Here is a 24,491-nt window from a genome sequence, read left to right as displayed (position 1 = left end):
CCGGGACTGGCGCGCAGGAACTGAAGATGGGGGATGATCGCGAATCTGGACAAGAATCCGAAGGCGAACGTTCGCCTATGCTGGGCTACCCCAAGCGAATCCGTCAACCCCCTGCACATGATGATGGTGAAGAGCTGTTTACCCGTTGGCAATGTGGCAGGATGGCGCTGTATGGCAGTGACGCCTCGCCGCTATGCGAACGTTCGCCTTCCGGAGGTAACAACCGTGGCCAGTGTCTCGCTCAGGGACGTCGCCGCACGCGCCAACGTCAGCTTCCAGACGGTGAGCAAGGTGCTCAACGGCAAGGGCGCCGTCAGTCCCGCCACCCGGCAGCGCATCATCGAGGCGGCCGAAGAGATCGGCTACGTGCCCAACGCGCTGGCCCGCAGCCTGCAGTCACGCAGTTCGCTGACCCTCGGCGTGATCACCGTCGACTTCAGCAACTCGACGCCTGCGCTGTCCCTCGTCGGCATCGAGCGCGAAGCACGCCGGCACGGCCTCAGCGTGATCCTCAGCAGCCTTGAGCCGGACGGCTCGGACTGCGTGCGTTATCTGCGCGTGCTGATGGAGCGCCGGGTCGACGGGATCATCATGAACGCCCCGGCGGCCGAGGAGGACGAGGAGGTCGGGCGAGTGCTGCGTTCCGGGCCTCCGTCCGTCAGCCTGCACGACATCGCCGGCGGCGGCGTTGCGACCGTCACCTCGGAGTCCGAGGGCGCCGCGGCGCTCCCGATCCGCCACCTGCTCGCGCTCGGCCACCGCCGCATCGCCATGGTGACCGGCCTCCAGCAGCGTCACAGCGCGCAGCAGCGCACCGCCGTCTACCGCCAGGTGCTGACCGAAAACGGCCTGCCGTACGATCCCCTCCTCGTCGAGGACGGCGCATGGGAGGTCGAGGGCGGATACGCCGCCACCCACCGGCTGCTCGACCGGGCCCCCGGCATCACCGCGATCTACGTCCAGAACGACCTCATGGCGGTCGGCGTGCTCAACGCGCTGCACGAGCGAGGGCGCCGGGTGCCTGACGACTGCTCGGTCGTCGGCTGTGACGACCATCCGGTCGCCGCCCGGACCATCCCGCCGCTGACGACCGTCCGCGTGCCGTTCTTCGACGCCGGAGCGGCCGCCGTCCGCCTCCTCCTCGATCGCATCGCGTCCAGCGGCGCGTCGCCGGAGGGCGCCGTGCTCCCCGTGTCCATGGTCTACCGCGCTTCCACCGCCTCGGCACCGGCCTGAACCACCGGCGCCACGGCGACAGGTTCATCGACAGCGGCCGGCCGGGTCACGGCGCCGGGGTCGCGGAGGCATGGGCGAGTGCCGAGGGTGTCCGGCAGCCGACTATCGCCGGTGCCCGGTGAACGAGTTCGTCGTTGCCGACGGCCTCGACCATGAACAAGGCGAAGTCGATGCGGCGGGTGAGGTTGCTCTTGAGTATGGGGTCGCCGACGTGCCGGCTCCATACGGGCAGACCCTGGCTGTCGCCTTCCTCCAGGTCGCTGCCGCGAACGACGGTCCATCTGGTGTCGCTGGCGAACACCCGCCGGCATGCTTCCACCTGGTCGTCGAGGTCGGCGAAGCGAGCCAGCCGCGCGAGCGGACCGGCGACCTTGACCAGCGCCTTGATCTTCCACGAGTACACATCCTGGCCGTCGAGCGTGATGTGCCAGCCGCAGGAGAACAGCAGGCGTGCTCCAGGCCGCGCGTGGTCGAGCACCGCCTGGGCCGTTCCCGCCGCGTACCCGTGGACCCCGCGCGGGACGAGCACGGTCAGCACAGCGTCAGAGCCGTCGACTGCCCGTTTGATGACGTCGCGATCGTCGGTCGCTCCTGGAATGAGGGTGATGCGTCCCTTGAACGCGTCGAGCTTGGACACGCTCCCCTCTCGGCACACGCCGACTACCTCGTAACCCCGGTCCAGAGCGTGCCGCACCATGTACTGCCCGAGCTTCCCGGAGGCCCCGACGATGCAGATCTTCTGCTTGGCAGGGCCACTGGCATCTTTGTCGCGTGCGATTTCCATGTATGGTTCACGTCTTCTCTGAATGAGCTGCGGTCAGCAGTTCGGTGGTGGCCGCCTTGAGTCAACGCGACCGGAAAGCCACCGGAAACCTTCAATCAGAACAAGCCTCATCACCGGCAGTGATAGCGAGCCCGACTGAACTCAGCCACGCGCCTGCCCCGGCACCGGCCCAGGCGCCTCGGACGGCCCCGGCGGCGAGTCCGGATCGTGACTCTGCGCGCGTATGACTGGTGAGGAGATCAGGAGCGCTATGAGGCGTCCGCGCGTGTGGTTGACCGGGTCGGCCGTCGTGCTGGTAGCGGTCGCCTTCGTGGTGTTCCGTTCGCAACCGACCGGGCCCTTCATGGCAGCCCCGGCGACCACGTCCCCGTCCGTGGTGCGGGTCCTCGACGGCCAGAAGGCAGGGGATCGGGGTGAGCAGCTCAGTGTTCACCCGGCCGCGCTGTGGGGTGACGTGCGCACGAACAAGGATGTCTGGGATGCGCACAACCCGACCAAGCTGGCCGGGCAGTTGCGCGGGGTCCGGCTGTACGTCTCCTCGGGCAACGGGCAGGCCGGTCCGCTGGACCCGCCCGGCGCGACAGGCGATTTCGAGGACGCGCTGCTGAGCCAGTCGAAAGCCTTCGCGCGACAGGCCCGCGCAGCCGGCGTGAAGATCACGACCGACTTCTACGGGCCCGGCAGGCACACCTGGCCCTACTGGGAACGTGCGTTGAAGCGGGCGATGCCCGTTCTGCGCGCTGCCGTGGGTGTGTGAGCACGATGCCTGTTGCTTCCGCTGCCCTGTCCCAGGCCGTACTGGATGCCGTCGCACGGGAGTGGGAGATCTCCTGGCCACCGGATGTCTTCCGGCCTGGGGCCGGCGAAGAGGCGGGTGGCGCGGTCCGGCTGCCCGGCGGGGAGGAATCCGCCGCCTACCGGTGCGGCGAACTGGTGGTGAGGATCGGGCCGCGGTGGCGTTCGACGGAGGAGGCCGAATGGTGTCATGAGGTCGCTCTGCGAGCCGCTGCCGGCGGGGTGAAGGAGGTGGTGCGGCCGTTGTCCACCCGCCGGGACCGCACCGTCGTACGTGTCCGGGATCATCCCGTCTCGGTGTGGAAACATGTCGTGGGCGACTGGCTCGACCGCGACGATCCCGCGCAGCGTGCGCAGGCGGCCCGTCTGCTGGGACGGCTCCATCGTGCGCTGCTCACCTGCGCCTCACCCATGCCGGCGCGGCCTGTTCCCAGCGGGATGGAGACGGGATCGTACGGTGAGACGTGGAACGGGCCCCCGAACCTCGTCGACACCGGTCTGGACCGCTGGCTGGCCGGCTTCCACCGCCTCCAGCCTCTCGCGCACCCGCTGCATGGCGACTACTACCGCGCCAACCTGCTCGTGCGCGACGATCGCCTCGTCGCCGTGCTGGACTGGGACGAGGCGCTGGTGGGCCCACCAGCACTGGAGGTCGCGGCCGCGGCGCGGGAATTCAGCGATCCCTGGTCCACCGATCTCGGGCCGGCACAGGAGTTCTTCACCGAGTACGCCGCCGCAGGCGGCACCGCCTCCCGTCTGGATGAGGAGGCGCTGGCCCAGCTGATCCGCCACCGGCTGCGCTGCGAAGCGGCTGCCTTTGAAACCCAGGCGGCGCGCGGCGAGGTCCACACTCAGGAGGACATCGACTACCACCAGCGGCGATTGGCCCTGTTCCGCGGGCTACGTCCATAGTCAACCGGGGCCTGGCTGCGAATCGCACGCCGGGGCTAGGTGTTGATCTCCAGGACCCAGACGGAGACATGGTCGGGGCCGCACGTGTAGACCATGCGGAAGGTGTCGGTGCGGATCTCGAACGCCTCGGGAATGCCGCCGTACGGTACGGCCCCGAGCGGTTCCGGATCCTCGATTAGGTCGAGCAGGGCGTCGGCGATGGCGGCGCGGAGGCCGAGCGCGGCCTGGCGCAGGATGTCGCGTACTGCCAGGTCGACGTGGAGCAGTCGTTTCAAGAGCGCTTGCCGGGGGCCGGAAGGTCAAGGTCGGCATACAGGGCGGCCTTGCTGTCGTACGTCATCATCTCGCGCTCGCCGCGCCCGTGAGCGGCGATCGCCTCGGCCACGCGGCTGGCCTCGAGTTCGCGGCGGGCGCTCAGCAGCTCCTCGTAGTCGGCTTCGGAGATGAGCACGGCGCGCTCGGTCGTGGACCGGCGGATGGTGGTGGGCTGGTGGCCGTGGACGGCTCGCGCCACCAGTGTGCCGAGCTGGGTCCGGGCTTCGGCGATGCCCAGGGGGTCAGCGGTCATGACGATCCTCCAAGCGGTGTCGCGTCCCACCTTACGAGAATGTGCACATGACGTACAGCATGTTCACCATGTACATGGTGTTCACCGTCGTGCGGCTGGACTCTCCCGCTGGGGGAGACTTCATGCTGTTCCCAGCGGTCGACCGTTGTCAGTTTTGAGGAGAGCGACGCAATGACCATCGTGAAGGGCATCGAGGCCCGTGGCACGCACCACTGCGAGACGACCGCGCTGGGGGTGTTGTTGCGGCATGAGGGACTTGATCTGCCAGAGTCCATGCTGTTCGGGCTGGCCTCGGGCCTGTCCTTCGTCTATTGGGACAGCAAGAGCATGGCGTTCCCCTTTCTCGGAGGCCGCGTCAAGCCTTTCGACCTCACCAGGAACCTGGCCGCCAGGCTGGGGCTGACGTTGACGACCGAGGAGACCACCTCGACGCGCAGGGCGTGGGAGAACGTGGCCGCCCCCATCGACGCCGGCCGGCCGGTCGGCCTCCAGCTCGACTGCTACCACCTGGACTATTTCCGCTCCAAGGTGCACTTCGGCGGTCATGTCGTCGCCATGTACGGCTACGACGAGCACGACGTTCACCTGGTGGACACCGACCAGCAGGGAGGAGCGGTGCGCACCAGCCGGGCCGCCCTCGCCCTGGCGCGCGCCGAACGCGGCCCGATGACCGCCAGGAACCGATCCTTCACCATCACCCTGCCGGCTCACCCGCTTTCCTGGCAGGAGCAGATCATCCCCGCCATCAAGGACTGCGCCGAGGCCTTCCTCGCCGCCCCCATCGCGAACCTGGGCCACCGCGGCATCGAGAAAGCCGGCAAACAGGTGCCCCGATGGCTGCTACGCGCCGGCGACCCGCGGCAGGACCTGCCGCAGGCCGCCCTCCTCATGGAGAAGGGCGGAACCGGCGGGGCTCTGTTCCGCGCCCTCTACCGCGACTTCCTCGAGGAGTGCACCCGGCTGATCGACGACGGCAACCTCCGGGCGGGTCACAGGCTGTACGCCGAGGCCGCGGTCCTGTGGACGGACGTGTCCGCCTTGATCGCGAAGGCCGGAGAGAGCGGCGACGCGGGGTGCCTCGATCAGGCCGGCGTCATCCTCCACGATCTTTCGCGTATCGAGAAGGACGCCATGCGGGCGCTGCGCCAGGTGTAGCCCAAGGCCGTCAGGCGGCGGACCGCCGCACCTTCGCCATGCCCTGGTCCGCCGGGTGGGGCTGCACGAGCACCGGCGCGTCCGACACCACCACGGCGCAGTACGGCAGGTTCGGGAAGGGGAGGCCGGAATCGACCAGGTCCTCCAAGGCCGGCGACAGTGTGCGCCGCGGAGGAATGATCAGGCGGAACGGCCCCAGCGGCTGACCGCCCTCCGCGCAGAACGTCAGCTCGACGTGGGCGCCGGCGGGGCTGATGTTGAGCAGGTGGAGCCGGTCGCCGGGCATGCACCCGTCGCTGATCGCCATCTTCCAGTTGCCCACCATGGTGCTCATGCGCGACTCCCGTCTGCTGCTGCGGCAGACGTTCCGCTACCCCGGCAAGTCAGGATCTATCCCGCGGCCACGGAGACTCCTGCCGTGGCGGGTCACGAACCGTCGAGACTGGACAGCCCGTTGATCGCGATCTCGATCCCCCGCCGCCCGGCGGCCAGGACGGCCTCGTTCGAGCCGCCCTGCTGCTGGGCGACCAGCCCCGCCACGGCCAGCGCGCCCATGAAACTCCCGACGGCCGCCCCGGCCGACACGGGATCCAGCTCGGGGTAGACCTCGCACAGGGCCATGGCCACCCGGGGCTGCTCCTCCATCATGAGCGTCAGCCCGCGGGCCCGCAGTGCGGGCTCGGTGAACATCAGCCGCGCCCGCACCGGAGACAGCGCGAAGTCCAGTTCGTCGTCCTCGGCCATGCTGCGCACCAGGCCCTCGAACATCCGGCCCAGCAGAGCGCCCAGAGATTCCCCAGGTCGCCGCCCGGCGATCACGTCGAGCATGTCCTGCCCGCGATCCTCGGCATGCAGGAAGAGCACATCCTCCTTGCTCGCGAAGTACGCGAAGAAGGTCCGGGGTGCCACGTCGGCCGCCGCGGCGATCTCGGCGACGGTGGTCTGCTCGTAGCCCTGCTCGCCGAACAGCCGTACGGCGGCCTCCAGCAGCGCGCGGCGGGTGCGGACCTTCTTGCGTTCGCGATGACCTTCCACGGCGCCACCCTACCGCATGCTCTGCGTTTATGCATACGTTGCAATTTCGCAGTCTATGCGCTTTTCTGGGAGGCATGGAAAACCTCGAGACGCTGCCGCTCGAGCGGGAGGACCCGTTCGAGCCGCCCGCCGTGCTGAAAGAGATCCACGGACCGCTGCACCCGATGACCTACGCCGACGGACGGCCCGGCTGGCTGGTCACCGGATACGCCGAGGCACGCGCGGTGCTCGACGACCCGCGCTTCAGCAACACCTCGCAGGGGGCCGCGCCGCCGGTCAAGGAGCTGACGCCGCCCGAGGGGCTGGCGGATCTGGTGATCCCGCCGGGCTTCTTCATCGCGATGGACAACCCCGAGCACTCCCGCTACCGCCGGCTGCTGACCGGGCACTTCAGCATGCGGAAGATGCGGCGGCTGGAGCCCAGGATCCAGGAGATCATCGACGGTCAGCTCGACGAGATGGCCCGCGCGGGAGCTCCCGCGGACCTGGTCACGGCGTTCGCGCTGCCGATCCCGTCGCTGGTGATCTGCGAGCTGCTCGGCGTGCCGTACGGCGAGCGCGCGCACTTCCAGAACGCCACCGCGCAGGCGGTGAACTTCGACAACTCCATCGAGGAGCGGGGAGCCGCGGGCGCCGAGTTGATGGGCTACCTCTCCGAGCTGGTCGGGAGAAAGCGGGCCGAACCCGGCGAGGACCTGCTCAGCGAGCTGGTCTCCGGTGGCGAGCTCACCCACGAGGAGCTCACGGGCGTGGCCACGCTGCTGCTGACCGCCGGGCACGAGACGACCGCGAACATGCTGGGCCTGGGCACGTTCCTGCTCCTGTGCCGCCCCGAGCAGGCGAAGCTGGTACGCACGGATCCCGGGGTCGCGGAGAGCGCGGTCGAGGAGCTGATGCGCTACCTCAGCATCGTCCACATCGGCCCGATCCGGGTCGCCAGGGCCGACGTGCCGCTCGCCGGGCAGACGATCAAGGCCGGGCAGACCGTGACGATCTCCCTCCCGGCCGTCAACCGGGACACGACCCGCTTCCCGGACCCCGGCCGCTTCGACGTCACCCGCCAGGCCGGGCAGCAGCTCGGCTTCGGTCACGGCATTCACCAGTGCCTGGGCCAGCAGCTGGCCCGGCTGGAGATGCGGCTGGCCTATCCGGCGCTGCTGCGCCGCTTCCCCGGGTTGCGGCTGGCCGTACCGGACGGAGAGGTTCCGATGCGGCCGCGGGCCACCATCTACGGCGTGGCCGCCCTCCCGGTCACCTGGTAGCCAGACGCCCGTACCGTCACGCCTCGGGCAGGTCGAGGTGCTCGCGCAGCGTCGTCCCGGTGTACTCGGTCCGGTACGCGCCGCGCTCCTGCAGCTCCGGCACCAGCTTGTCCACGATGTCCGCCAGCGAGGAGGGCACCAGGTGCGGGGTGCCTGGAACAACACCGGCCGTCCCTGCGGGCTGGGCGGCACGGTGGCGCGGGCGCGCAGCCGTACCAGGTCGGTGTCGCGTTCCACCTCGCGGATCGTTCCCGGCCGCGCCCAGGACGCAGCCCGGCCCGATTCGGCGATCGCGTCCGGCGCCCAGGACGACCACAACTTCTTGGCCGCCTCCACGAACTGCGTGGCCCGCTCGTAGCGCCGCTCGTGGGGGAGCCAGCCGCCGTGCCGGAAGTTCGCGCCCGTCCACGCGTTGTCGGTGGTGACGATGTTCCAGCCGGCCCGCCCGCCCGAGAGCAGGTCCAGGCTCGCCAGGCGGCGCGCGAGATCGGCGGGGAAGTTGTAGGTCGTGTTCTGGGTGGCGACGAGCCCGATCCGCTCGGTGACCGCGGCGAGCGCGGAGAGCTGGGTGATGGCGTCGGGCCGCCCGGCCACGTCCAGGTCGTAGACGCGGCCGCGGTTCTCCCGTACGCGCAGCCCCTCGCCCAGGAGGAAGGCGTCGAAGAGGCCGCGCTCCAGCAGGCGCGCCACGTGCACGAAGGTGCCGATGGCGACGTGCGGCGCGACGGCCGGGTCCGTCCAGATGAGCTGCGGGCCGACCCCGGTGATCACCCTTCAAACAGCGGCTTCCGCTGGCCCGGGAGGGTCACCGGCTCGGACAGCGCCGCTTGACGCAGGTGCTCGGCGAGCGCCGCCGCGCCGGGGCCGGCCTTCGCGCCCCAGGCCAGCAGGTGGTGCCGCCGTGACCAGGGATCCTTCAGCCGGCACACGTCGAGCGGCCGGCCTGGCTCGATGGCGCGGTACGGCACGACGGCGAGCCCTACTCCGGCGGCGGCGAGCGCGACGAGGGTGCTGAGGTCGGCGACGGTGGTGCGGTAGCGCACGACGGGGGCGTGCGGCCCGAGGTTCTTCTCGATCCAGCGCCGCAGCGAGGAGTCGGCGTCGAGCCCGACGAGAGGGTGCTCGGCCACCTCGCGGTAGGCCAGCGCGCTCCGCCCGGCGAGGACCCCGCCGGCCTGGCCGATCACCACGAGGGAGTCGTCGCCGAGGGGTTCCATCTCCAGGCCGCAGTCGCGGGCCTCGTCGTCGAGCACGACCCCGAGGTCCGCCTCGCCGCCGGCGAGCATCCGCACGGTCCGCGGGGTACGGCTCTCGCGGACGACGACGTCCACGTCCGGATGCGCGCGCAGGAACGAGACCAGCGCCTGCGGCACGATCCGATGCATCGCCGAGCCGCCGCCCAGCAGGGTCAGCGGAGCGGCGGGGGACCCGGCGTAGCTGGCCACGGCGCTTTCGAGCCGCGCCGTCTGGGCGAGAACGTCGCGGGCGTGCCGGGCCAGCGCCGTCCCGGCGGGGGTGGGCCGCGCTCCCCGCCGGCCCCGGATCAGCAGGGTCACGCCGGCGTGGTGCTCAAGCGAGCGCACCCTGGCGCTGGCCGAGGGCAGGCTCAGGTGCATCCGGCGGGCGCCGGCCGTGATCGACCCCTCCGCCACGATGTGAAGGAAGAGCCGCAGGTCGTCCAGGTCATAACGCACACGTACGAGCCTATGTCGCAGCCTTAGGCTGGCTACGCCGATTACGCATTGTGGGCCGGGCGGTCACGGGGCGATGCTCGGCAGATGTCCGAGATTCTGATCGCCCTGCTGGCCGGTGTCGCCGCCGGGGCGCTGAACGCCGTCGGCGGCGGGGGGACGTTCGTGGCGCTGCCCGCCCTGTCCGCGGTCGGCCTGTCCTCCGTGACGGCCAACGCGGCGTCGACCGTCGCCCTCGTACCCGGGGCGGTGGCCGCCGCGTGGGTCTACCGGCGCGAGCTGACCCCGGTCGGCGCGACGTCCACGACGGCGCTGACCACGACCAGCGTGATCGGTGGCGGACTCGGCGCCGGCGTGCTGCTGGCGCTGCCGGCGGCGTCGTTCGACGCCGCCGTGCCCTGGCTGCTCGCCTTCGCCACGCTGGTCCTCGCCTTCGGCCGCCAGGTCTCCCACGCGCTGAGCGCCGGGCTGGGCCGTCCGGTCGGCATGACCTCCCGGGCCGTCCTGATCGGCCAGTTCCTCCTCGCCGTGTACGGCGGATACTTCGGCGGCGCCGTAGGCATCATGATGCTGGCCCTCTGGAGCATCGGTCTCGGCCTCGACACCGCGGTCGGCAACCCGATGAGGGTCGCCCAGCTCGCGGCCATCTATCTCAGCGCCGCCGTGCTGTTCGCCGTCGCCTCGGACGCCCTGAGCGCTCCGCTCCTCGTCGCCGCCATGCTGACCGGCGCCATCGCCGGCGGCCTGGCCGGCGCCCGCCTCGCCCTCCGCCTGCCCGCCTGGCTGCTGCGAAGCGTCGTCCTGGCCACCGCCGTCACCATGACCGCCCTCTATTTCCTGCGCGGCTGACCGGCCGCGGCGGACCGCACAGGTCCGGCGGGCTGACGCTTCGCCGCGACTCAACGGCTCTGGCGCTCGCCGGCCCGCCACAGGGCGGCCGCGGTCCAGAGGCCGCCGACCAGGATGAGCGCGCCGTGCGCGACGCGCAGCGGGTACGGGCCGAAGAACTGCGGGATGAACAGCGCGAACCCCAGCGCCAGCGCCAGCCCGCTCCACTTCGGCAGGGTGCCGGAGCGCCAGATGGAGACGGCGGCCATGACCAGGCCGACGCCGAGCAGTGCCAGCCCGGCGGCGAACATGGTGACCGCGACGGGCCCGTACCTGAACTCCTCGGCCAGCTCCATCAGGGCCGGCGCCCCGTCGCGCAGGGAGCGGCGGGCGATCACGTTCAGGCCGAAGTCCTCGGCCCCGTAGTACGGCAGCGTCAGCCCCGCCCCGATCCACGTCACCACCGCGGCCCGCAGGGACAGCCGGTCGCCGAGCACCTGGTGCAGCCCGAGCACGGCCAGGCCGATCAGGATGAACCCGGCCATGGCGGCGGCGTGCCCGGCCACCCAGGAGGTGGAGGCCATGGCCGCGGCGTCGTCGCCGGAGGGACGGATCGCGGGATAGAGCAGGAAGAGGATTCCGCTGGTGGCGAAGGCCGCGGAGGTGAGCCGGGGGGACATGAGCGCTCCTTGGTGAGTGCGTTGCTCCATTCTGAGAGCAATGCTCTCGCTCGGGAGTGCCCATGTCAAGAGCAGTGCTCTCTGTTCGGATCGGTGGCCGCTCTCAGCGGGGGCGGGACAGGAGGGGGACGAGCGTCCTGTCGCCCAGTCTGGTCATCGCGGCGAGGGGCTTGACGGCCGCCCCGACCAGCAGCGACAGGCCGGGCCTGCCGGTGGCGGCGGCCAGGCCGGGGCCGAGCGCGGCCATCATCGCGGTGAGCGCCGGCAGCGGCCGGATCCACATGGTGACCTCCTTGATCAGCCCGTCCTCGCCCACCTCGACCATGGCCGCCTCGTGGGCCTCCTGGCCGCCCACCGTGGCGGTCGCCGTCAGCGCCCGCGTGTGCTCGTCGCCGACGTCGCTCACGTACCGGATGCCGGAGACGACGCGCAGAACGACGGAGAACAGTTGCCGCACCTGCTCCTTGCCCCGGAACTCGGTCCCGTCGGTGAGCGGGGAGTGGAAGACGACGTCGTCGGCCAGGGTGGCGATCAGGGCATCGAGGTCATGTGCCTCGCCCGCCAGCCGGTACGCCTGCGCGGGTGAGTCCTGAATGTGAACTATCATGAGTTCACTTTATCAACCCACTATCCTGGGTGCGTGAACAGGTTCGGTGAAATGCACTGCTCCATCGCTCAGGCCGTCGGCATCGTGGCCGAGCCGTGGACGCCCCTGATCCTGCGCGACCTGTTCCTGGGCCTGCGCAGGTTCGACGACCTGGCGGAGGACCTGGGGATCTCGCGCAACCTGCTGACCCGCCGCCTGGAGCACCTGGTCGCGTCAGGGGTGGTGGAGAAGCGGCCCTACCGGCAGCGGCCGCTCCGCCACGAATACGTCCTGACCGAGGCCGGCCGCGACATCGTGCCCGCCCTGATGACGCTGATGGCCTGGGGCGACCGCTGGTCCACGCCGCCCGGCGGGCCGCCCGCGCTGCTGGTGCACTCCTGCGGCGAGCGCTTCACCCCGGCCGTCACCTGCCCCCACTGCGGGGGAGAGGCCACGGCGGACACGGTGACGGCCGTGGCGGGCCCGGGCGCGGCCCAGGGGCCGGGCACGATGGTGCTGGCGGCAGCTCAGGGCTGAAACGGCAGGGCTGAAACGGCAGGGTCAGACGCGCTCGGGCACCTCGTTGCCGGCCGCGCGGATGGCCTTGGGCAGGTTCGTCATGGCCAGCAGCACGAACCCGATCACAAAGAAGATGATCATGGACATGATGGCGATCCGGTAGCTGTTGGTGAGCTGCAGGGTGATCGTGATCGTCAGCGAGCCGATGAACGCCGAACCCTTGTCGCTGATCTGCAGCAGGCTGAAGTATTCGGCCTCCCGCCCCTGCGGGATCACCTGCGAGAACAACGACCGCGACAGCGCCTGCGTGCCGCCCAGCACGATCGCGATCGCGAACGCCATCAGGTAGAACTGCAACGCCTGCCCCTCGGCCACGAACATGGCCATCGCCACGATCCCCGTCCACAACACCAGGCTGGCCAGCACCGTACGCTTGGTCCCGAAGCTGCGCGCGAACCGCCCGAGCAGCAGCGCCCCGAAGAACGCCACGAACTGCACCATGAGGATCGCCGTGATCTGCACGGTCTGGTCCAGCTTGAGCGCCTCGGAGGCGAAGGCCGCGCTGTTGCCGATGACCGTCTGCACGCCGTCGTTGTAGACCAGGTAGGCCACCAGGAACAACAACGTCAGCGGAAAACGCCGCAGCTCCGACAGCGTACGGCCGAGCTGGCGGAAACTGCCCCTGACCGAGCTCAGCGCCGTGCTCTCGTGCGCGGGCACCGGCCGGTTGCGCAACCGCAGCAGCGGGATGATCGTGAACGTGGCCCACCACAGCCCGGCCGACACCATGCAGACCCGCACCGCCATGCCCTCGGTCATGCCCAGGCTCTCGTGCTGCAGGTAGAGCACCAGGTTGATGGCCAGCAGCAGCCCGCCGCCCAGATAGCCGATGGCCCAGCCGCGCGAGGACACCCGGTCGCGCTCGGCGGGGGAGGAGATCTGCGGCAGGAACGAGTCGTAGACCACGATCGAGGAGCCGTAGGCCAGGTTCGCGACGACGAACAGCACGCCGCCCAGCATGTACCGGTCGCCCTCGACGAAGAACAGGCCCATCGCGGCCAGCGCGCCGACGTAGGCGAAGCCGCCGAGCAACTCCCGCTTGCGGCCGGTGTGGTCGGCCAGCGCGCCCACCACCGGCAGGAACACGATCTGCAGGAACACCGCGACGGTGGTGATCAGCCCGAAGAACGCGGCCGGCCTGATGTCGGCGCCGAGCACGTCCACGTAGCCCAGGCCCGGCCTGGCGGCGGCCAGTTCGTCGAACGTGTCGACGCAGGTGGCGGCGGCCACGTCGGCGAAGTCCTTGGCGCAGGCCGCGGTCTTGGCGACCGGGATGAGGTACGGGCCCAGGAAGACCGAGATGATCGTGGTGTAGAAGGCCGAGTTGGCCCAGTCGTAGAAGTACCAGCCGCGCTGTTCGCGCCGGCGCGCGCCGGGGGAGTCGTCGAGAGCCGCGGGGGGTGCGGATACGGGCATGATGTGGTGTCGCTCCTCTAGCGGCAGGGGGGGTTGCGGCCGGCTGGTACGCCTTTCAGGCGGCCATGCGGCCGGGATGCCACAGCCCGCGCCGTTGGAGCACGTCGCGCAGGCCGGTGACGTTGTCGGTCATGATGCCGTCCACGCCCAGGTCGAGCAGGTGCTCCATGCGGACGGGATCGTTCACGGTCCACACGTGCACCTGCATGCCGATGGCGTGCGCCGTGCGGACCAGGCGGCCGGTGGCGACGCGCAGCCCGCGGAAGCCCACCGGCACCTGCGCGCACGGGACTCCGGCGCGCGACAGGCGGGCCAGCAGGCGCCCGTAGCCCGAGGTGGCCGCGGCGGCCCGCAGCGCGGCCACGCCGCGCGGCCCGAGCGCCGAGCACACCTCCCTGCCCAGCGCCGCCCTGGCCAGCACCAGGCGCTCGTCGGAGAAGGAGGTCAGGCAGACGCGGTCGTAGGCGTTGGTCCGCCTGATCGCCTCGGCCAGCGGCGCGATGGCGGCCGCCTCCTTGACGTCGATGTTGAACTTGACCTCCGGCCAGGTGCCGAGCAGGTCCTCCAGCAGCGGGATCGCGTGCACCCCGCCGATGCGGGCCCGGCTGACCGCCCGGTAGGGCAGCTCGGAGATGCGGCCACGCTGGTCGGTCACGCGGTCGAGCGTGTGGTCGTGGAAGGCCACCAGCACGCCGTCGGCGGTGGCGTGCGCGTCGGTCTCCAGGTAGGTGTAGCCGAGCTCGACCGCCCGTTCGAAGGCGGCGGCGGAGTTCTCCGCGCCCTCGGCCGCTCCTCCGCGGTGCGCGAAGGCCAGCGGACCCGGATGGTCGAGGAAGGCGAATCGGCGGCTCAACACGTCCTGAAGTATGCCCTTCCCTGGTGAACGGTGTGGTTACGAATCAGGGAGATTCTCCCACTCCTGGCGGCGCACCTCGGCCAGCGCGATGGCCGCGGCCACCGCCACGTTGAACGAGCCCACCCGGCCGACCTGCGGGATGTAGCAGGCGCCGTCCACGGCGTCGAGCAGGGCGGGGGAGCAGCCGTGGTCCTCGCTGCCCACCACCAGGCACACGTCGCGGTCGAGGCCGGCCTTGTGCAGCGGCACCGCCTCGCCGGTCAGCTCGATCGCCAGCACCGCGTAGCCGGCCTCCCTGGCGGCCTTGACCGCCTCGACCGCCGGCACCGCCTCGTGCCAGGTGACCAGCCGCTCGGTGCCCAGCGCGGTCTTGCCCGCCTTGGGGTTGGTGGGCGGGGTGGCGTTGCCGGCCAGCCAGATCTCGTCCACGCCGAACGCGGCGGCGCTGCGGAAGATCGAGCCGATGTTGAACGGGCCGGTGACCGACTCGACGACCAGGCCGAGGCGATGGTGGGTGTTCCTGCGCCAGGTGCGGTTGAGCCGTTTGACGTCGGTGGGGCGCAGCTGCCTTCTCATCGGGTCACCTTCAGGATGCGGTAGGCGGCCCGGCTGGCCTCACGGGAGGCCTGCCAGCCCTGCTCGCCGAGCCAGCGCTGCAGGGAGTCCGAGCCGAGGTGTTTCTGGACGACCAGGTAGGCCACGCCGTCGGGCGTCAGCCGAGTGAGCCACCTGGTGAGCATTTCGTGCAGGGCCTGCTTCCCGATCCGGATAGCAGGGTTGGACCAGATGGCCCGGAATCTCACTTCATCTGGCACTTCGTCGACATGCACTGACCTTACTTTGTAAAGGCGCGCGGCCTGCGCGTTCCGCTCCGTGAGCTCCAGGCTGCGCCGGTTCACATCGACGGCCCACACGGTCGCGTCCGGCGCGCGCGAGGCCAGGGTCAGCGCGACCGGCCCGTACCCGCAGCCCAGGTCGAGCAGGTCGCCCTCCTGCGGTGGCGGCGGGACGCTCTCCAGCAACACGCGCGTGCCCAGGTCGACCCGCTCGGGGGAGAACACGCCGCTGTCGGTCTCCAGCCGCAGGTGCAGGTCGGGCAGGACGAGATCGACAGAGCCCGGCCTGCTCGCGGTCTCCGGCCGCTCGGAGAAGTAGTGCGCCCCGTTACCAGTCACGTCGCCAAACGTTACGGGATCCGGGAACCCAACAGGACCGCGGCGCCCGACACCAGCAGGCCGGCCAGGATCGCGGCCACGATGAACCACTGGGTGATCTCCTGGTTGACCAGCTTGTAGCCGAGCGAGGTGCCGATCTGCTCGTAGACCTCGCGCAGCTCGCTGCCCGACTCGGCGGCGTACGCGCGCCCGCTGGTGCCGTCGGACAACGACTGCAGGGTCTGCTTGTTGACCGGCACGTTCACGGGCCTGCCGTCGATGGAGACGGTGCCCTCCTGGGTGCCGTACGCGATCGTGGAGACCGGCACCCGGGCCTGCTGGGCGGCCTCGATGGCCTCGTTGACCGACCGGCCCGAGGTGTTGTCGCCGTCGGACAGGAGCACGACGGCGGCCGGCGGCGGGTCGGTGGCGGCCTGCTGGTCGAAGGAGCGCAACGAGTCGAGCGAGTTGAAGACCGCCTCGCCGATCGCCGTGCCGGGGCGGGTGGTGAGGTTGCCGATGGCGGTGACCACGGCCTGGTGGTCGGTGGTGGGGGAGATGACCACGTTGGCCGAGCGGGCGAAGGAGACCACGCCCACGTTGAAGCGGTCGGGCAGCTCGCGGGCGAAGGCCTGCGCGGCGGCCTTGGCGGCGCTGATCCGGTCGGGCTGCACGTCGTCGGCGTCCATGGACAGCGACACGTCCAGGGCGATCATGATGGTGGCGCGGTCGCGCGGCACGCGTACCTCGTCGGCGGGTTTGGCGGCGCCGATGACCAGCAGCGACATCATGACGAGGAACAGCGCGGGCGCGACGTGACGGCGCCAGCCGGGCCCCGCGGGGGCGACGAGGTTGAGCAGGGCCAGGTTGGTGAAGCGCACGGTGTAGCGGCGGCGGGCGAACATGGCCAGGATGTAGCCGGCCACCAGCAACAGCACCAGCACGAACAGCCACAACCAGCCGGGGGCCAGGAATGTCATGGGGTGGGCCTCCTGTGGGCGAGGTGGCTCATCCGGCGCTGGCGCAGAACGAACTGCGCGACGTCGAACACCCAGTCGCGGTCGGTGCGCAGGACGAGGTGGGCGATGCCGGCGCGGCGCAGGGCCAGGCGGGTGCCCTCGCGCTGCAGGGCGGCCGCCTCCGCGTACGCATGCCGAATCTTGGGCGAAAGGTGCACTTCGCGTACGTTCCCGGTCTCGGGGTCGGCGAACGCGACACGGCCCACGTCGGGCAGTTCGAGCTCGCGGGGGTCGATGACCTCGACGGCCAGCACCTGGTGGCGGGCCGCCAGGCGCCGGATGGGGCGTTCCCAGGGGAGTTCGGCGTCGGGGTCGAGGTCGGGCTGGGCGTCGAGGAAGTCGGAGACGATCAGCCGCATGCCGCGCCGCCTGCGGGTGGCCGACAGCACGTCGATGCCCTCGGCCAGGTCGGGCGGGTCGTCCACGACGCTGCCGCGCGGGGCGTCCATGAGGGAGTGCAGCAGGCCGTAGAGGGCGGGGCGGCCGGTGCGGGCGGGCATGCGGTGCACGAACTCGTCGTGCAGGACCAGTGCGCCGAACCGGTCGCCCATGCGGCTGGACAGGAACCCGATGGCGCCGACGGCGGCCACCACCAGGTCGCGTTTGTCGGTGTCGGCGGTGCCGAAGTCCATGCTGGGCGACAGGTCCGCCAGCGCCCAGGTCTCCAGTTCGCGGTCGGCGATGAGGTCGCGGACGTGGGGGATGGTCGTGCGGGCCGTGACGGCCCAGTCCATGCGGCGCACGTCGTCCTCGCCGGGCACGTAGACGCGGCTGTCGCCGGCCTCGCTGCCGGTGCCGGGCAGCAGGCCCTGGTGTGCGCCGTGCAGCAGGCCGTCGAGGCGGCGGGTGACGGTCAGTTCCAGCCGCCGCAGGGCCTGCTCAGCTGTGGTGGTCAACGGTTCTGGTTCCAGACGACGAGGGGCGGGGGTACGGCGTGCAGGATCTGCTTGACGACCTGCTCGGGGTCCACGCCGTCGGCCAGGGCGTCGAAGGTGAGCATGAGCCGGTGGGACATGACATCGATCGCGACGTCGCGCACGTCGTCGGGCAGCAGGTAGTCGCGGCCCCGCAGCAGGGCCAGCGCCCGGCCGGCCGCGACCAGGCCCAGGGTGGCGCGGGGGCTGACGCCGATCTCGATGGTCTCGGTGAGCTCGGTCAGGCCGTATTCGGCGGGGGCCCTGGTGGACATGACGAGGCGTACCACGTAGTCGGCGACGAGCTGGTGCACCGACACCTGCTGGGCCGCCTCCTGCAGCGCCAGCAGCTTGTCCGGGTCGAGCACCCGGTCGGGGACGGGCGGCGTGACGCTCATGCGATGCAGGATCTCCAGCTCCTCGTGGGCGCTGGGGTGCGGCACCCGGACCCGGAACAGGAACCGGTCGCGCTGCACCTCGGGCAGGGGGTAGACGCCTTCGGACTCGATGGGGTTCTGGGTGGCCAGCACGATGAACGGCCTGGGCAGCGGGTGGGTGACGCCGGCGAGGGTGACCTGGCGCTCGGCCATCACCTCCAGCAGCGCGGACTGGACTTTGGCGGGGGCGCGGTTGATCTCGTCGGCCAGCAGGAAGTTGACGAACACGGGGCCGAGCTCGACGTCGAACTTCTCGTTGGAGGGGTGAAAGACGCGGGTGCCGACGATGTCGCTCGGCACGAGGTCGGGGGTGAACTGGATGCGGGCGAACGTGCCGCCCACGACGGTGGCCAGGGTGGAGGCGGCGAGGGTCTTGGCGACGCCTGGGACTCCTTCCAGCAGGCAGTGCCCGCGTGCCAGCAGGGCCACGATGAGCCTTTCGACCATGTGGTCCTGTCCGACGATGACACGCCGGACCTCGTCGAGACTCTGACGCAGCAGTCCCACGTCCGTTCCGCCTGGCAACTCTTCGGCGACGCTCATGACGCCATTCCACCAAACGCGCCGCAAACGTGCACGACGCCACGTCTGTGCTTTCATGGCAAACGTGGCAAGTCCCCTGCAGTACGGTGATCCGCCCCGGCTCGGACCCTACGTGGTGCAGGCCCGCCTGCACTCGGCTCCCGCCGGATTCGTGTACCTGGGCCAGTCGCCGGACGGGCGCGCCGTGTCGCTGGGCGTGCTCACGAGAGGCGCCGCGTTCGACGCCGCCGCGCGCGACCGATTCGTCACCGCGGTCAAGGAGGCCGGCGGGCGGGAACGGTCCGGAGTGCGGGGCTGGCTGGGGCGTCCCGGCCGGCCGCGGGGCGCGGTGCTGGAGGGCACGCCCGAGGTGCTGGCCTTCGACGGGGGGCGGGCGCCGTGGGTGGCGGTGCCGTACGCGCCGGGGCGGCCGGGGGCCGAGTGGTTCCTGGAGCCGGTCATGGTGGGCGGGACGTTCATCGGGGAGGCGCACGGGCCGGACTTCGTACCGTACTGGCTGACCGACCGCGCGCCCGCGCTGCCCGGGCCGGCGCGCCCGCGCCGGCCGCTGACCGAGACGCGCAGGCGGGTGCTGCTGGCGGCGCTGGCCCTGATCCTGCTGCTCCTGCTGGTGACCGCGATCCTGCTGCTGATGGTGTTCGGCAGGCAGGACAGCGAGCCGCAGCCCAGGCAGTTGCCGCCGACGGTGTTCGTGCCGACGCCGCCGCCGACGCCGGAGACGCCCATGCCGCAGCCCTCGCCGTCGTTGTCGCCCTCGCCGACGGAGAGCGGGCAGAGCACGCCGGGCCGGTCGCCGGGTGAGGACCCGGGGGACGAGTCGCCGCTGTGAGCTTGAGCCTCACGTAACGGCAGGCTTTAGCGTCCTGAGGCATGGAATTCATCGTTCACGACACCCTCACGGCGATGGCCGCCCTGCTTGAGGAGCCCCTCGACCGGCGGCCCGACGCGCTGCGGGAGATGCTGGCGCCCACGCGCTCGGCGATCCCGATCCCCGGCGACCTCGTCGACATCCACCACCAGGGCGGCGGGTTCCGGGTCGACGCCGACGACCCGCGCTACCTGCCCGCCGTGCGCCGCATGATCGAGACCGACGTGCTCGGCCAGGTGCGGCGCGAACTCGAACGCGCCTCGGAACGCCTCGGCGAGGCCAAGCAGGCCGACTCGCTGCAGGTCATGTTCGTGATGGGCGACCCCGACAACGAGTACCTGATGACGACGGCCGGCGGCTACTACGGCATGGGCGGGGGGACGGACTGGCTCTACCTCCTGGCCTGGCCGTCGGAAGAGGTGATCGGCCGGATCGCGCACCTGGCGGTGCACGAGTTCCACCACCACGTGCGCTTCACCAACGTCGAGTGGAACCCGGCCACGGTGACCGTGGGGGAGCACGTGGTGGCCGAGGGGCTGGCCGAGGCGTTCGTACGGGAGCTCTCCGGGCCTGAGGCGATGGGGCCGTGGTCGTCGATGGTGGCGGGGGAGACGTTCGAGCGGGCGTACGAGCTGATCATGGCCGACTTCGACCTGGCCGGGATGCGGCACACGTCGGCGTATGTGCTGGGTGACAGCGCCATGCGCAAGTTCGGCCAGGAACCCCGCGGCATTCCCGACATGGCGGGATATGCAGTGGGGTTGCACCTGGTCGACCGGGCCCTGGCCGAGACCGGGCTGAGCGCGGCGCAGGCAACCCTGCTGCCCGCCGCCGACCTCATGCGGCGCGGCGGCCTCCGCCCGTAGCGGTCACCGGGGGAGCGGCCTGCGCCTGTAGCGGTCATCGCGGGAGCGGCCTGCGCCCGTAGCCGTCACCGGAGGAGACGAAGCCCGACTCGTACGCGGCGGTCAGCGGGGGGAGACGAAGCCCGACTCGTACGCGGCGATCACCGCCTGTGTGCGATCCCGCGCGCCCAGCTTGGCCAGCACGTTGCCCACGTGCGTCTTGACCGTCTCCTGGCTGACGCTCAGCTCGGCGGCGATCTCGTGGTTGGACAGGCCCGTGGCCATCAGCCGCAGCACGTCACCCTCGCGCCCGGTCAGCCGCTCGATGCCGGGCACCGCGCTCCTGGGCCGGCGACCGGCCAGTGCCCGGATCGCGGCGGGGAACAACAACGACTCGCCCGCCGCGACCATCCGGACGGCCTGCACGAGGTCGTCCGGGCGGGCCCGCTTGAGCAGGAAGCCGCTGGCGCCGGCCCGCAGCGCGTCGTAGACGTAGTCGTCGTTCTCGAACGTGGTCACCACCAGCACCTTGGGCGGCTCGTCCAGAGCGAGCAGCCGCTCGGTGGCGCGGATGCCGTCCAGAGCGGGCATCCGCACGTCCATGAGCACGACGTCGGGCCGCTCGCGCCGCACCACCGGCACGACCGCGGCACCGTCGGCGGCCTCGCCGACCACGCTCAGGTCCGGTTCCGCGTCGAGGATGACGCGCAGGCCCGCACGGATGAGGTCCTCGTCGTCGGCGATCACGACTCTGAGTGTCATGCGCTCGACCGTAGCGGCAACCGCACCCTGACCTGCCATCCGCCCTCGGCCGGTCCGGCCTGCACCTCACCCCGCAACAACCGCACCCGCTCCCGCATCCCCGCCACCCCGCGCCCCCCACCACCCCTCGAACCACCCCACCCGCCACCGCCCGACACGCCGACCGGGCTGCCACCCGAGGCGCCCGCTGGGCTGTCACCTGGGGCGCCGACCGGGTTGCCACCCGAGGCGTCCGCTGGATTGCTCGCGGGGCTGTCACCCGACGTGGCGGTCGGGGTGTCGCCTGCGGAGCCGGCTGGGCTGTCGTTTCCAGGGTCTCCGCTCTCAGCGCCTTTTCGGCCGCCGCGCCTGCCGCCGGCATGGTCGCCACCCCCGGCGCGATCGTGGCCGTCTCCCGGGTCGCTGCCGCCGGGATGGAGGATCGCGTTGGTGACCTCCAGGCGGAGGTCGTCGCCGTCGACGGCGGCTGACAGGCGCACGGGGCCGTGACCGTGCTTGATGGCGTTGGTGAGGGCCTCCTGCAGGATCCGGTACGCCTCCCGGGAGACCACGGCGGGCACCCCGGACAGGTCGCCCACCTCCTGCCGCACCTTGGCGCCCGAGGCGGCGACGAGCTCGCCGAGGTTGGCCAGCGTCGCCTGCGGCGCCCGCCGACGATCCCGCCCGGCCTCGTCGGCCCTCGCAGGCCCGCCCGGATCGCTCCGGCGTCCCTCCGGCCCACTCGGATCGCCTTGGCGTCCCTCCCATTCGCTCGGATCGCTCCGATGTCCCTCCGGCCCACTCGGATCGCCTTGGCGTCCCTCCCATTCGCTCGGATCGCTCCGGCGTCCCTCCGGCCCACTCGGATCGCCTTGGCGTCCCTCCCACCTACCGTCGCCTCTCAGGCGCGTGCGGCCGGGGGCGATGCCCCCGCGGTCGTCGCCCGTTCGGATGCCGGCGTTCCCGCCCTCGCGGTCGCCCCCTCGGACACCGGCGTGTTCGCTGCCGGTGTCGGCCCAGCCATCGTGGTCCCGGTCGCGGTCGTCCTCACGGAGGACTCCGAGGACGTGGTCGAGGTCTTCGAGGGCAGCGCGGGCCGACTGCTCGATGGCGGCCAGGGCGGTCCTGGCCGTGGCGGGGTCGCGGTCGAGTACCCGGCCGGCCGCGGCGGCCTGCAGGGTGACGACGCTGAGGGCGTGCCCGACCGAGTCGTGCAGTTCGCGGGCCAGCCGGTTGCGCTCGGCCAGCGTACGGGCGTGCTCCTCGGCGGCGGCCAGGCGCTCGGCGGGGGTGGGGCCGAGCAGGACGGGGGCCAGCCGGGCCAGCAGCGCCCCGGCCGCCACCGCGATGGCGACCAGCGCGGCCAGGGTCGCCAGCCCGAGCATCGCCCACCACATCGCGTTCCACCCGGGCGTGACCAGCGCCCCGAGCACGGGCATCGCCCGTCCGGCGAACGGCAGCCCGAGCGTGAACAGCGTGAACGGCACGATCGCCAGCGTGAACCCGCTGACCACACCCCCGACGGCCAGATGCACCGTGAACCAGGCCGCGGTACGCCGCCGCTCCTGCCACGACCGCCCGGACTGCCGTGGCGGGACCTCGACGCGGGCCCCGAGCAGCCCCTGTGCCGCGCTGACCTCCAGCCCCCGCACCGGCAGGAACAGCCCGGTCAGGGCCACCACGGGCAGCACCGCGGCGAACACGCCGACCTGGGCGGGCAGGAACAGGTTGGCCGACTCACCGCTCAACAGGCCCGCGACGAGCACCCCGACCATCATGTACGGCATCAGCAGCGCCCCGCCGAGGATGAGGCACGCCCAGCGCCGGGGCAGGTTCCTTCTCACAACGGCGATTGTATGTCGATGGAAATTCGCTGTCGGAGTAATGCGCCCTGAGAGAAATGCGCCGCCAGCGAAACGGTTCCGGAATTCTCCGCTACCAGGGCTAGCGTTTTCGTGGAAATACCTGCGTAGAAAGGCGACCTTCATGACGGAGACCCAGCGCGCCGCCTGGCCTGACCAGCTCGGCCAGCGCCTGCTGAAGGAGCGCATCGTCGTTCTCGGCCAGGAGGTCGACGACGAGATTTGCAATCGGCTCTGCGGCGAGCTGCTATTGCTGGCGGCCGAGGATCCCGAGCGCGACATAACGCTTTACATCAATTCGCCGGGTGGATCCGTGCCGGCCGGGCTGGCGCTCTACGACATGATGCAGTTCATTCCGTGCGACGTGGCGACGGTCGCGATGGGGTTCGCCGCCTCGATGGGCCAGGTGCTGCTGTCGGCCGGGGCGAAGGGTAAGCGCTACGCCCTGCCCAACGCCCGCGTCGTCATGCACCAGCCGCTCGGCGGCATCGGCGGCTCGGCCAGCGACATCCAGATCCAGGCCGAGAACATGCTCTACACCAAGCGGCGGATGGCCGAGATCATCGCCCTCCACACGGGGCAGCCGCTGGAGCGCATCCAGGCCGACTCCGACCGCGACCGATGGTTCACGGCCCAGGAGGCTCTGGACTACGGGATCGTCGACCACATCGCCGAGGGGATGAACTGACATGAGCGGCCGTTACGTGCTTCCAGCGAAAGATCATGAAGGTCATCGCTGACATCGAAGGTGGCAGGGCCAAGGCGATCCTCGTCCGGAAGCACAGCCGGTTCGGACGCAACCGGACCGGCAACCAGCTTAACCTTGCCCGCGTCGAGAAGCCCGGCGGCGAGTTGGTGTCCGCAACCGAGGAGGTCGACGCTCGTACGGTGGTCGGCAAGCTCACCCGCGGCATGCTGTTCGAGCTGGCCGCGTTCGAGTCCGACCGGGCCGGTGAGCAGTGGGGTGAGGCGTTTCAGAATCCGCTTGCTCGTGGACTTCCACCGCTCGGTACGCCCAGTTTGGGTACATCAGGCGGGGACAGGTCCGTCACCCCCTGCACCCCGAGAGGACTATCGCCGCGCCAGAGGACGGTCCCGAGCGCTATGAGCCGGACTATGCAAGCGGATCAGCTGGCATGTTCGCGGAATGCTACGAGCGATGGATCGTTGATCGGAACTTCTCTCGGCTGGTTGACCGGCTGAACGACAGCGGCGCCCGAATGACTACGGGGAGGAGCACGCGCCGACGATCGAGCGCGGCCGGGAGCTGGCCGGCGACGAGCGGGCCTTTCACGGCGGCTGGTGTCAGGGGCTCTACCGTGGCCGGCTGGCGGACATCTGCCAGTGGCATTACGAGGTGGACCCGGAGACGAACAGGTCGTACAAGGTGAGGACGCTGGCGGCCAGGAGGAAGGCGGCTGAAGCGGCGCTGGTCGGCGGCGACCAGCTCGACCTGTTCGGGGGTGCGCTGTGACGCGAGGCGACGACCTGCCCGCCACGTACTACCGCGGCACAATGATCATCCTCAACCGACCCTTGACCTGGAGTTCCCTGATGACCAAACCTGGCGCAGTGGCCGAGGCCGGTTTCCCTGGCTCGCCGCTGGCGCCCTCGGGCCGCGTCACCGACGTACCCACGAGCTCGGCGGCACATCGTTTAGCCTGACATGCGGTTTAACCAGTTGAATACCGATATTGACCTTATTGATCTGTTCGCTTCGGCGAT

The 24,491-nt window shown here is 70.9% G+C and carries 29 protein-coding genes and 1 pseudogene; 11 read left to right on the top strand and 19 right to left on the bottom strand.

Annotated features, from left to right (window positions below):
• Positions 1-33: 33 nt before the first annotated feature.
• Positions 34-1,236 carry a LacI family DNA-binding transcriptional regulator gene (locus tag ACFPZ3_RS01620; RefSeq protein ID WP_379512094.1) on the top strand — a complete coding sequence of 401 codons (1,203 nt, stop codon included), beginning with the start codon at positions 34-36 and terminating at the stop codon, positions 1,234-1,236.
• A gap of 46 nt (positions 1,237-1,282) precedes the next feature.
• Here the strand turns inward: ACFPZ3_RS01620 and ACFPZ3_RS01615 are convergent, their stop codons facing one another.
• The gene (locus ACFPZ3_RS01615) at positions 1,283-2,020 is read right to left on the bottom strand and encodes an NAD(P)-dependent oxidoreductase (RefSeq protein ID WP_379512093.1); all 738 of its coding nucleotides are present in this window, start codon (positions 2,018-2,020) and stop codon (positions 1,283-1,285) included.
• 250 nt (positions 2,021-2,270) lie between these two features.
• Between ACFPZ3_RS01615 and ACFPZ3_RS01610 the strand changes: the two genes are divergently transcribed.
• Complete coding sequence (locus tag ACFPZ3_RS01610) at positions 2,271-2,777, top strand: alpha/beta hydrolase-fold protein (protein ID WP_379512092.1); 507 nt, start codon at positions 2,271-2,273, stop codon at positions 2,775-2,777.
• Positions 2,778-2,782: 5 nt separating this feature from the next.
• Positions 2,783-3,727, top strand: a complete 945-nt coding sequence (locus tag ACFPZ3_RS01605) for a phosphotransferase (RefSeq protein ID WP_379512140.1) — start codon at positions 2,783-2,785, stop codon at positions 3,725-3,727.
• A 35-nt stretch (positions 3,728-3,762) separates the two neighbouring features.
• Here the strand turns inward: ACFPZ3_RS01605 and ACFPZ3_RS01600 are convergent, their stop codons facing one another.
• Both ACFPZ3_RS01600 and ACFPZ3_RS01595 read right to left on the bottom strand, forming a co-directional pair.
• On the bottom strand, positions 3,763-4,002 hold the full coding sequence (locus ACFPZ3_RS01600; protein WP_379512091.1) for a type II toxin-antitoxin system RelE family toxin: 240 nt from the start codon (positions 4,000-4,002) through the stop codon (positions 3,763-3,765).
• Positions 3,999-4,295: a type II toxin-antitoxin system Phd/YefM family antitoxin gene (locus tag ACFPZ3_RS01595; RefSeq protein ID WP_379512090.1), complete on the bottom strand. Its 297-nt coding sequence runs from the start codon at positions 4,293-4,295 to the stop codon at positions 3,999-4,001. The genes ACFPZ3_RS01600 and ACFPZ3_RS01595 overlap by 4 nt, the downstream gene beginning before the upstream one ends.
• 171 nt (positions 4,296-4,466) lie before the next feature.
• Between ACFPZ3_RS01595 and ACFPZ3_RS01590 the strand changes: the two genes are divergently transcribed.
• The gene (locus ACFPZ3_RS01590) at positions 4,467-5,450 is read left to right on the top strand and encodes a BtrH N-terminal domain-containing protein (protein WP_379512089.1); all 984 of its coding nucleotides are present in this window, start codon (positions 4,467-4,469) and stop codon (positions 5,448-5,450) included.
• A gap of 10 nt (positions 5,451-5,460) precedes the next feature.
• Here ACFPZ3_RS01590 and ACFPZ3_RS01585 read toward each other — a convergent pair whose 3' ends face one another.
• Both ACFPZ3_RS01585 and ACFPZ3_RS01580 read right to left on the bottom strand, forming a co-directional pair.
• Complete coding sequence (locus ACFPZ3_RS01585; RefSeq protein ID WP_379512088.1) at positions 5,461-5,784, bottom strand: sensory rhodopsin transducer; 324 nt, start codon at positions 5,782-5,784, stop codon at positions 5,461-5,463.
• A gap of 92 nt (positions 5,785-5,876) precedes the next feature.
• A complete protein-coding gene (locus ACFPZ3_RS01580) occupies positions 5,877-6,485 on the bottom strand; it encodes a TetR/AcrR family transcriptional regulator (RefSeq protein WP_379512087.1) in 609 nt (202 codons plus the stop codon).
• A 74-nt stretch (positions 6,486-6,559) separates the two neighbouring features.
• Between ACFPZ3_RS01580 and ACFPZ3_RS01575 the strand changes: the two genes are divergently transcribed.
• Entirely contained in the window at positions 6,560-7,747 is a 1,188-nt protein-coding gene (locus ACFPZ3_RS01575) for a cytochrome P450 (RefSeq protein WP_379512086.1), read from the top strand.
• Between the two features lie 16 nt (positions 7,748-7,763).
• Here ACFPZ3_RS01575 and ACFPZ3_RS01570 read toward each other — a convergent pair whose 3' ends face one another.
• The 3 genes and pseudogenes from ACFPZ3_RS01570 to ACFPZ3_RS01560 form a co-directional block, all read right to left on the bottom strand.
• A complete protein-coding gene (locus ACFPZ3_RS01570; protein ID WP_379512085.1) occupies positions 7,764-7,886 on the bottom strand; it encodes a hypothetical protein in 123 nt (40 codons plus the stop codon).
• Between the two features lie 71 nt (positions 7,887-7,957).
• A pseudogene (locus ACFPZ3_RS01565) lies at positions 7,958-8,437 on the bottom strand (LLM class flavin-dependent oxidoreductase); the annotation flags it as partial.
• A 77-nt stretch (positions 8,438-8,514) separates the two neighbouring features.
• On the bottom strand, positions 8,515-9,441 hold the full coding sequence (locus tag ACFPZ3_RS01560; protein WP_379512084.1) for a LysR family transcriptional regulator: 927 nt from the start codon (positions 9,439-9,441) through the stop codon (positions 8,515-8,517).
• Between the two features lie 84 nt (positions 9,442-9,525).
• On the opposite strand from ACFPZ3_RS01560, the gene ACFPZ3_RS01555 reads away from it, so the two are divergent.
• Positions 9,526-10,287, top strand: a complete 762-nt coding sequence (locus tag ACFPZ3_RS01555) for a TSUP family transporter (protein ID WP_379512083.1) — start codon at positions 9,526-9,528, stop codon at positions 10,285-10,287.
• Positions 10,288-10,337: 50 nt separating this feature from the next.
• Here ACFPZ3_RS01555 and ACFPZ3_RS01550 read toward each other — a convergent pair whose 3' ends face one another.
• Entirely contained in the window at positions 10,338-10,946 is a 609-nt protein-coding gene (locus ACFPZ3_RS01550) for a hypothetical protein (RefSeq protein WP_379512082.1), read from the bottom strand.
• Between the two features lie 103 nt (positions 10,947-11,049).
• The gene (locus ACFPZ3_RS01545) at positions 11,050-11,553 is read right to left on the bottom strand and encodes a nuclear transport factor 2 family protein (RefSeq protein WP_379512081.1); all 504 of its coding nucleotides are present in this window, start codon (positions 11,551-11,553) and stop codon (positions 11,050-11,052) included.
• 33 nt (positions 11,554-11,586) lie between these two features.
• Between ACFPZ3_RS01545 and ACFPZ3_RS01540 the strand changes: the two genes are divergently transcribed.
• Positions 11,587-12,069 carry a winged helix-turn-helix transcriptional regulator gene (locus ACFPZ3_RS01540; protein WP_379512080.1) on the top strand — a complete coding sequence of 161 codons (483 nt, stop codon included), beginning with the start codon at positions 11,587-11,589 and terminating at the stop codon, positions 12,067-12,069.
• 24 nt (positions 12,070-12,093) lie between these two features.
• Here the strand turns inward: ACFPZ3_RS01540 and ACFPZ3_RS01535 are convergent, their stop codons facing one another.
• Genes ACFPZ3_RS01535 through ACFPZ3_RS01505 form a run of 7 tightly spaced genes read right to left on the bottom strand, consistent with a single transcriptional unit; the run spans position 12,094 to position 18,450 of the window.
• Positions 12,094-13,527, bottom strand: coding sequence for an MFS transporter (locus ACFPZ3_RS01535; protein WP_379512079.1), 1,434 nt, complete (start codon positions 13,525-13,527; stop codon positions 12,094-12,096).
• Between the two features lie 55 nt (positions 13,528-13,582).
• Complete coding sequence (locus ACFPZ3_RS01530; RefSeq protein WP_379512139.1) at positions 13,583-14,380, bottom strand: glycerophosphodiester phosphodiesterase family protein; 798 nt, start codon at positions 14,378-14,380, stop codon at positions 13,583-13,585.
• 39 nt (positions 14,381-14,419) lie between these two features.
• Positions 14,420-14,959: a TrmH family RNA methyltransferase gene (locus ACFPZ3_RS01525; RefSeq protein ID WP_379512078.1), complete on the bottom strand. Its 540-nt coding sequence runs from the start codon at positions 14,957-14,959 to the stop codon at positions 14,420-14,422.
• A complete protein-coding gene (locus tag ACFPZ3_RS01520; protein WP_379512077.1) occupies positions 14,956-15,558 on the bottom strand; it encodes a class I SAM-dependent methyltransferase in 603 nt (200 codons plus the stop codon). The genes ACFPZ3_RS01525 and ACFPZ3_RS01520 overlap by 4 nt, the downstream gene beginning before the upstream one ends.
• 11 nt (positions 15,559-15,569) lie before the next feature.
• Positions 15,570-16,517 carry a VWA domain-containing protein gene (locus ACFPZ3_RS01515; RefSeq protein ID WP_379512076.1) on the bottom strand — a complete coding sequence of 316 codons (948 nt, stop codon included), beginning with the start codon at positions 16,515-16,517 and terminating at the stop codon, positions 15,570-15,572.
• A complete protein-coding gene (locus tag ACFPZ3_RS01510) occupies positions 16,514-17,452 on the bottom strand; it encodes a DUF58 domain-containing protein (protein ID WP_465263533.1) in 939 nt (312 codons plus the stop codon). Before ACFPZ3_RS01510 ends, ACFPZ3_RS01515 begins: the two co-directional genes overlap by 4 nt.
• Complete coding sequence (locus ACFPZ3_RS01505; protein ID WP_379512075.1) at positions 17,449-18,450, bottom strand: AAA family ATPase; 1,002 nt, start codon at positions 18,448-18,450, stop codon at positions 17,449-17,451. The genes ACFPZ3_RS01510 and ACFPZ3_RS01505 overlap by 4 nt, the downstream gene beginning before the upstream one ends.
• Positions 18,451-18,505: 55 nt before the next feature.
• On the opposite strand from ACFPZ3_RS01505, the gene ACFPZ3_RS01500 reads away from it, so the two are divergent.
• Together ACFPZ3_RS01500 and ACFPZ3_RS01495 are read left to right on the top strand one after the other, a co-directional pair.
• The gene (locus tag ACFPZ3_RS01500) at positions 18,506-19,279 is read left to right on the top strand and encodes a hypothetical protein (RefSeq protein WP_379512074.1); all 774 of its coding nucleotides are present in this window, start codon (positions 18,506-18,508) and stop codon (positions 19,277-19,279) included.
• A 41-nt stretch (positions 19,280-19,320) separates the two neighbouring features.
• Positions 19,321-20,184, top strand: a complete 864-nt coding sequence (locus ACFPZ3_RS01495; protein WP_379512073.1) for a DUF2268 domain-containing putative Zn-dependent protease — start codon at positions 19,321-19,323, stop codon at positions 20,182-20,184.
• Between the two features lie 102 nt (positions 20,185-20,286).
• Here ACFPZ3_RS01495 and ACFPZ3_RS01490 read toward each other — a convergent pair whose 3' ends face one another.
• Both ACFPZ3_RS01490 and ACFPZ3_RS01485 read right to left on the bottom strand, forming a co-directional pair.
• Positions 20,287-20,925, bottom strand: coding sequence for a response regulator transcription factor (locus ACFPZ3_RS01490; protein ID WP_379512072.1), 639 nt, complete (start codon positions 20,923-20,925; stop codon positions 20,287-20,289).
• Positions 20,922-22,748, bottom strand: coding sequence for a histidine kinase (locus ACFPZ3_RS01485; RefSeq protein ID WP_379512071.1), 1,827 nt, complete (start codon positions 22,746-22,748; stop codon positions 20,922-20,924). The genes ACFPZ3_RS01490 and ACFPZ3_RS01485 overlap by 4 nt, the downstream gene beginning before the upstream one ends.
• Before the next feature lie 142 nt (positions 22,749-22,890).
• Between ACFPZ3_RS01485 and ACFPZ3_RS01480 the strand changes: the two genes are divergently transcribed.
• Complete coding sequence (locus ACFPZ3_RS01480; RefSeq protein ID WP_379512070.1) at positions 22,891-23,454, top strand: ClpP family protease; 564 nt, start codon at positions 22,891-22,893, stop codon at positions 23,452-23,454.
• A 35-nt stretch (positions 23,455-23,489) separates the two neighbouring features.
• Positions 23,490-23,969: a recombinase family protein gene (locus ACFPZ3_RS01475; RefSeq protein WP_379512069.1), complete on the top strand. Its 480-nt coding sequence runs from the start codon at positions 23,490-23,492 to the stop codon at positions 23,967-23,969.
• Positions 23,970-24,491 lie beyond the last annotated feature (522 nt).

Source organism: Nonomuraea insulae, from assembly GCF_042656245.1.
This window is presented reverse-complemented; position numbering and strand designations above follow the sequence as displayed.

Coding starts and splice junctions, on each gene's coding strand:
- ACFPZ3_RS01490 (WP_379512072.1), bottom strand. CDS start 20,925: ATGACACTCAGAGTCGTGATCGCCGACGACGAGGACCTCATCCGTGCG.
- ACFPZ3_RS01620 (WP_379512094.1), top strand. CDS start 34: ATGATCGCGAATCTGGACAAGAATCCGAAGGCGAACGTTCGCCTATGC.
- ACFPZ3_RS01575 (WP_379512086.1), top strand. CDS start 6,560: ATGGAAAACCTCGAGACGCTGCCGCTCGAGCGGGAGGACCCGTTCGAG.
- ACFPZ3_RS01585 (WP_379512088.1), bottom strand. CDS start 5,784: ATGAGCACCATGGTGGGCAACTGGAAGATGGCGATCAGCGACGGGTGC.
- ACFPZ3_RS01515 (WP_379512076.1), bottom strand. CDS start 16,517: ATGACATTCCTGGCCCCCGGCTGGTTGTGGCTGTTCGTGCTGGTGCTG.
- ACFPZ3_RS01505 (WP_379512075.1), bottom strand. CDS start 18,450: ATGAGCGTCGCCGAAGAGTTGCCAGGCGGAACGGACGTGGGACTGCTG.
- ACFPZ3_RS01480 (WP_379512070.1), top strand. CDS start 22,891: ATGACGGAGACCCAGCGCGCCGCCTGGCCTGACCAGCTCGGCCAGCGC.
- ACFPZ3_RS01590 (WP_379512089.1), top strand. CDS start 4,467: ATGACCATCGTGAAGGGCATCGAGGCCCGTGGCACGCACCACTGCGAG.
- ACFPZ3_RS01525 (WP_379512078.1), bottom strand. CDS start 14,959: ATGAGAAGGCAGCTGCGCCCCACCGACGTCAAACGGCTCAACCGCACC.
- ACFPZ3_RS01595 (WP_379512090.1), bottom strand. CDS start 4,295: ATGACCGCTGACCCCCTGGGCATCGCCGAAGCCCGGACCCAGCTCGGC.
- ACFPZ3_RS01475 (WP_379512069.1), top strand. CDS start 23,490: ATGAAGGTCATCGCTGACATCGAAGGTGGCAGGGCCAAGGCGATCCTC.
- ACFPZ3_RS01500 (WP_379512074.1), top strand. CDS start 18,506: ATGGCAAACGTGGCAAGTCCCCTGCAGTACGGTGATCCGCCCCGGCTC.
- ACFPZ3_RS01555 (WP_379512083.1), top strand. CDS start 9,526: ATGTCCGAGATTCTGATCGCCCTGCTGGCCGGTGTCGCCGCCGGGGCG.
- ACFPZ3_RS01615 (WP_379512093.1), bottom strand. CDS start 2,020: ATGGAAATCGCACGCGACAAAGATGCCAGTGGCCCTGCCAAGCAGAAG.
- ACFPZ3_RS01535 (WP_379512079.1), bottom strand. CDS start 13,527: ATGCCCGTATCCGCACCCCCCGCGGCTCTCGACGACTCCCCCGGCGCG.
- ACFPZ3_RS01610 (WP_379512092.1), top strand. CDS start 2,271: ATGAGGCGTCCGCGCGTGTGGTTGACCGGGTCGGCCGTCGTGCTGGTA.
- ACFPZ3_RS01550 (WP_379512082.1), bottom strand. CDS start 10,946: ATGTCCCCCCGGCTCACCTCCGCGGCCTTCGCCACCAGCGGAATCCTC.
- ACFPZ3_RS01605 (WP_379512140.1), top strand. CDS start 2,783: ATGCCTGTTGCTTCCGCTGCCCTGTCCCAGGCCGTACTGGATGCCGTC.
- ACFPZ3_RS01545 (WP_379512081.1), bottom strand. CDS start 11,553: ATGATAGTTCACATTCAGGACTCACCCGCGCAGGCGTACCGGCTGGCG.
- ACFPZ3_RS01495 (WP_379512073.1), top strand. CDS start 19,321: ATGGAATTCATCGTTCACGACACCCTCACGGCGATGGCCGCCCTGCTT.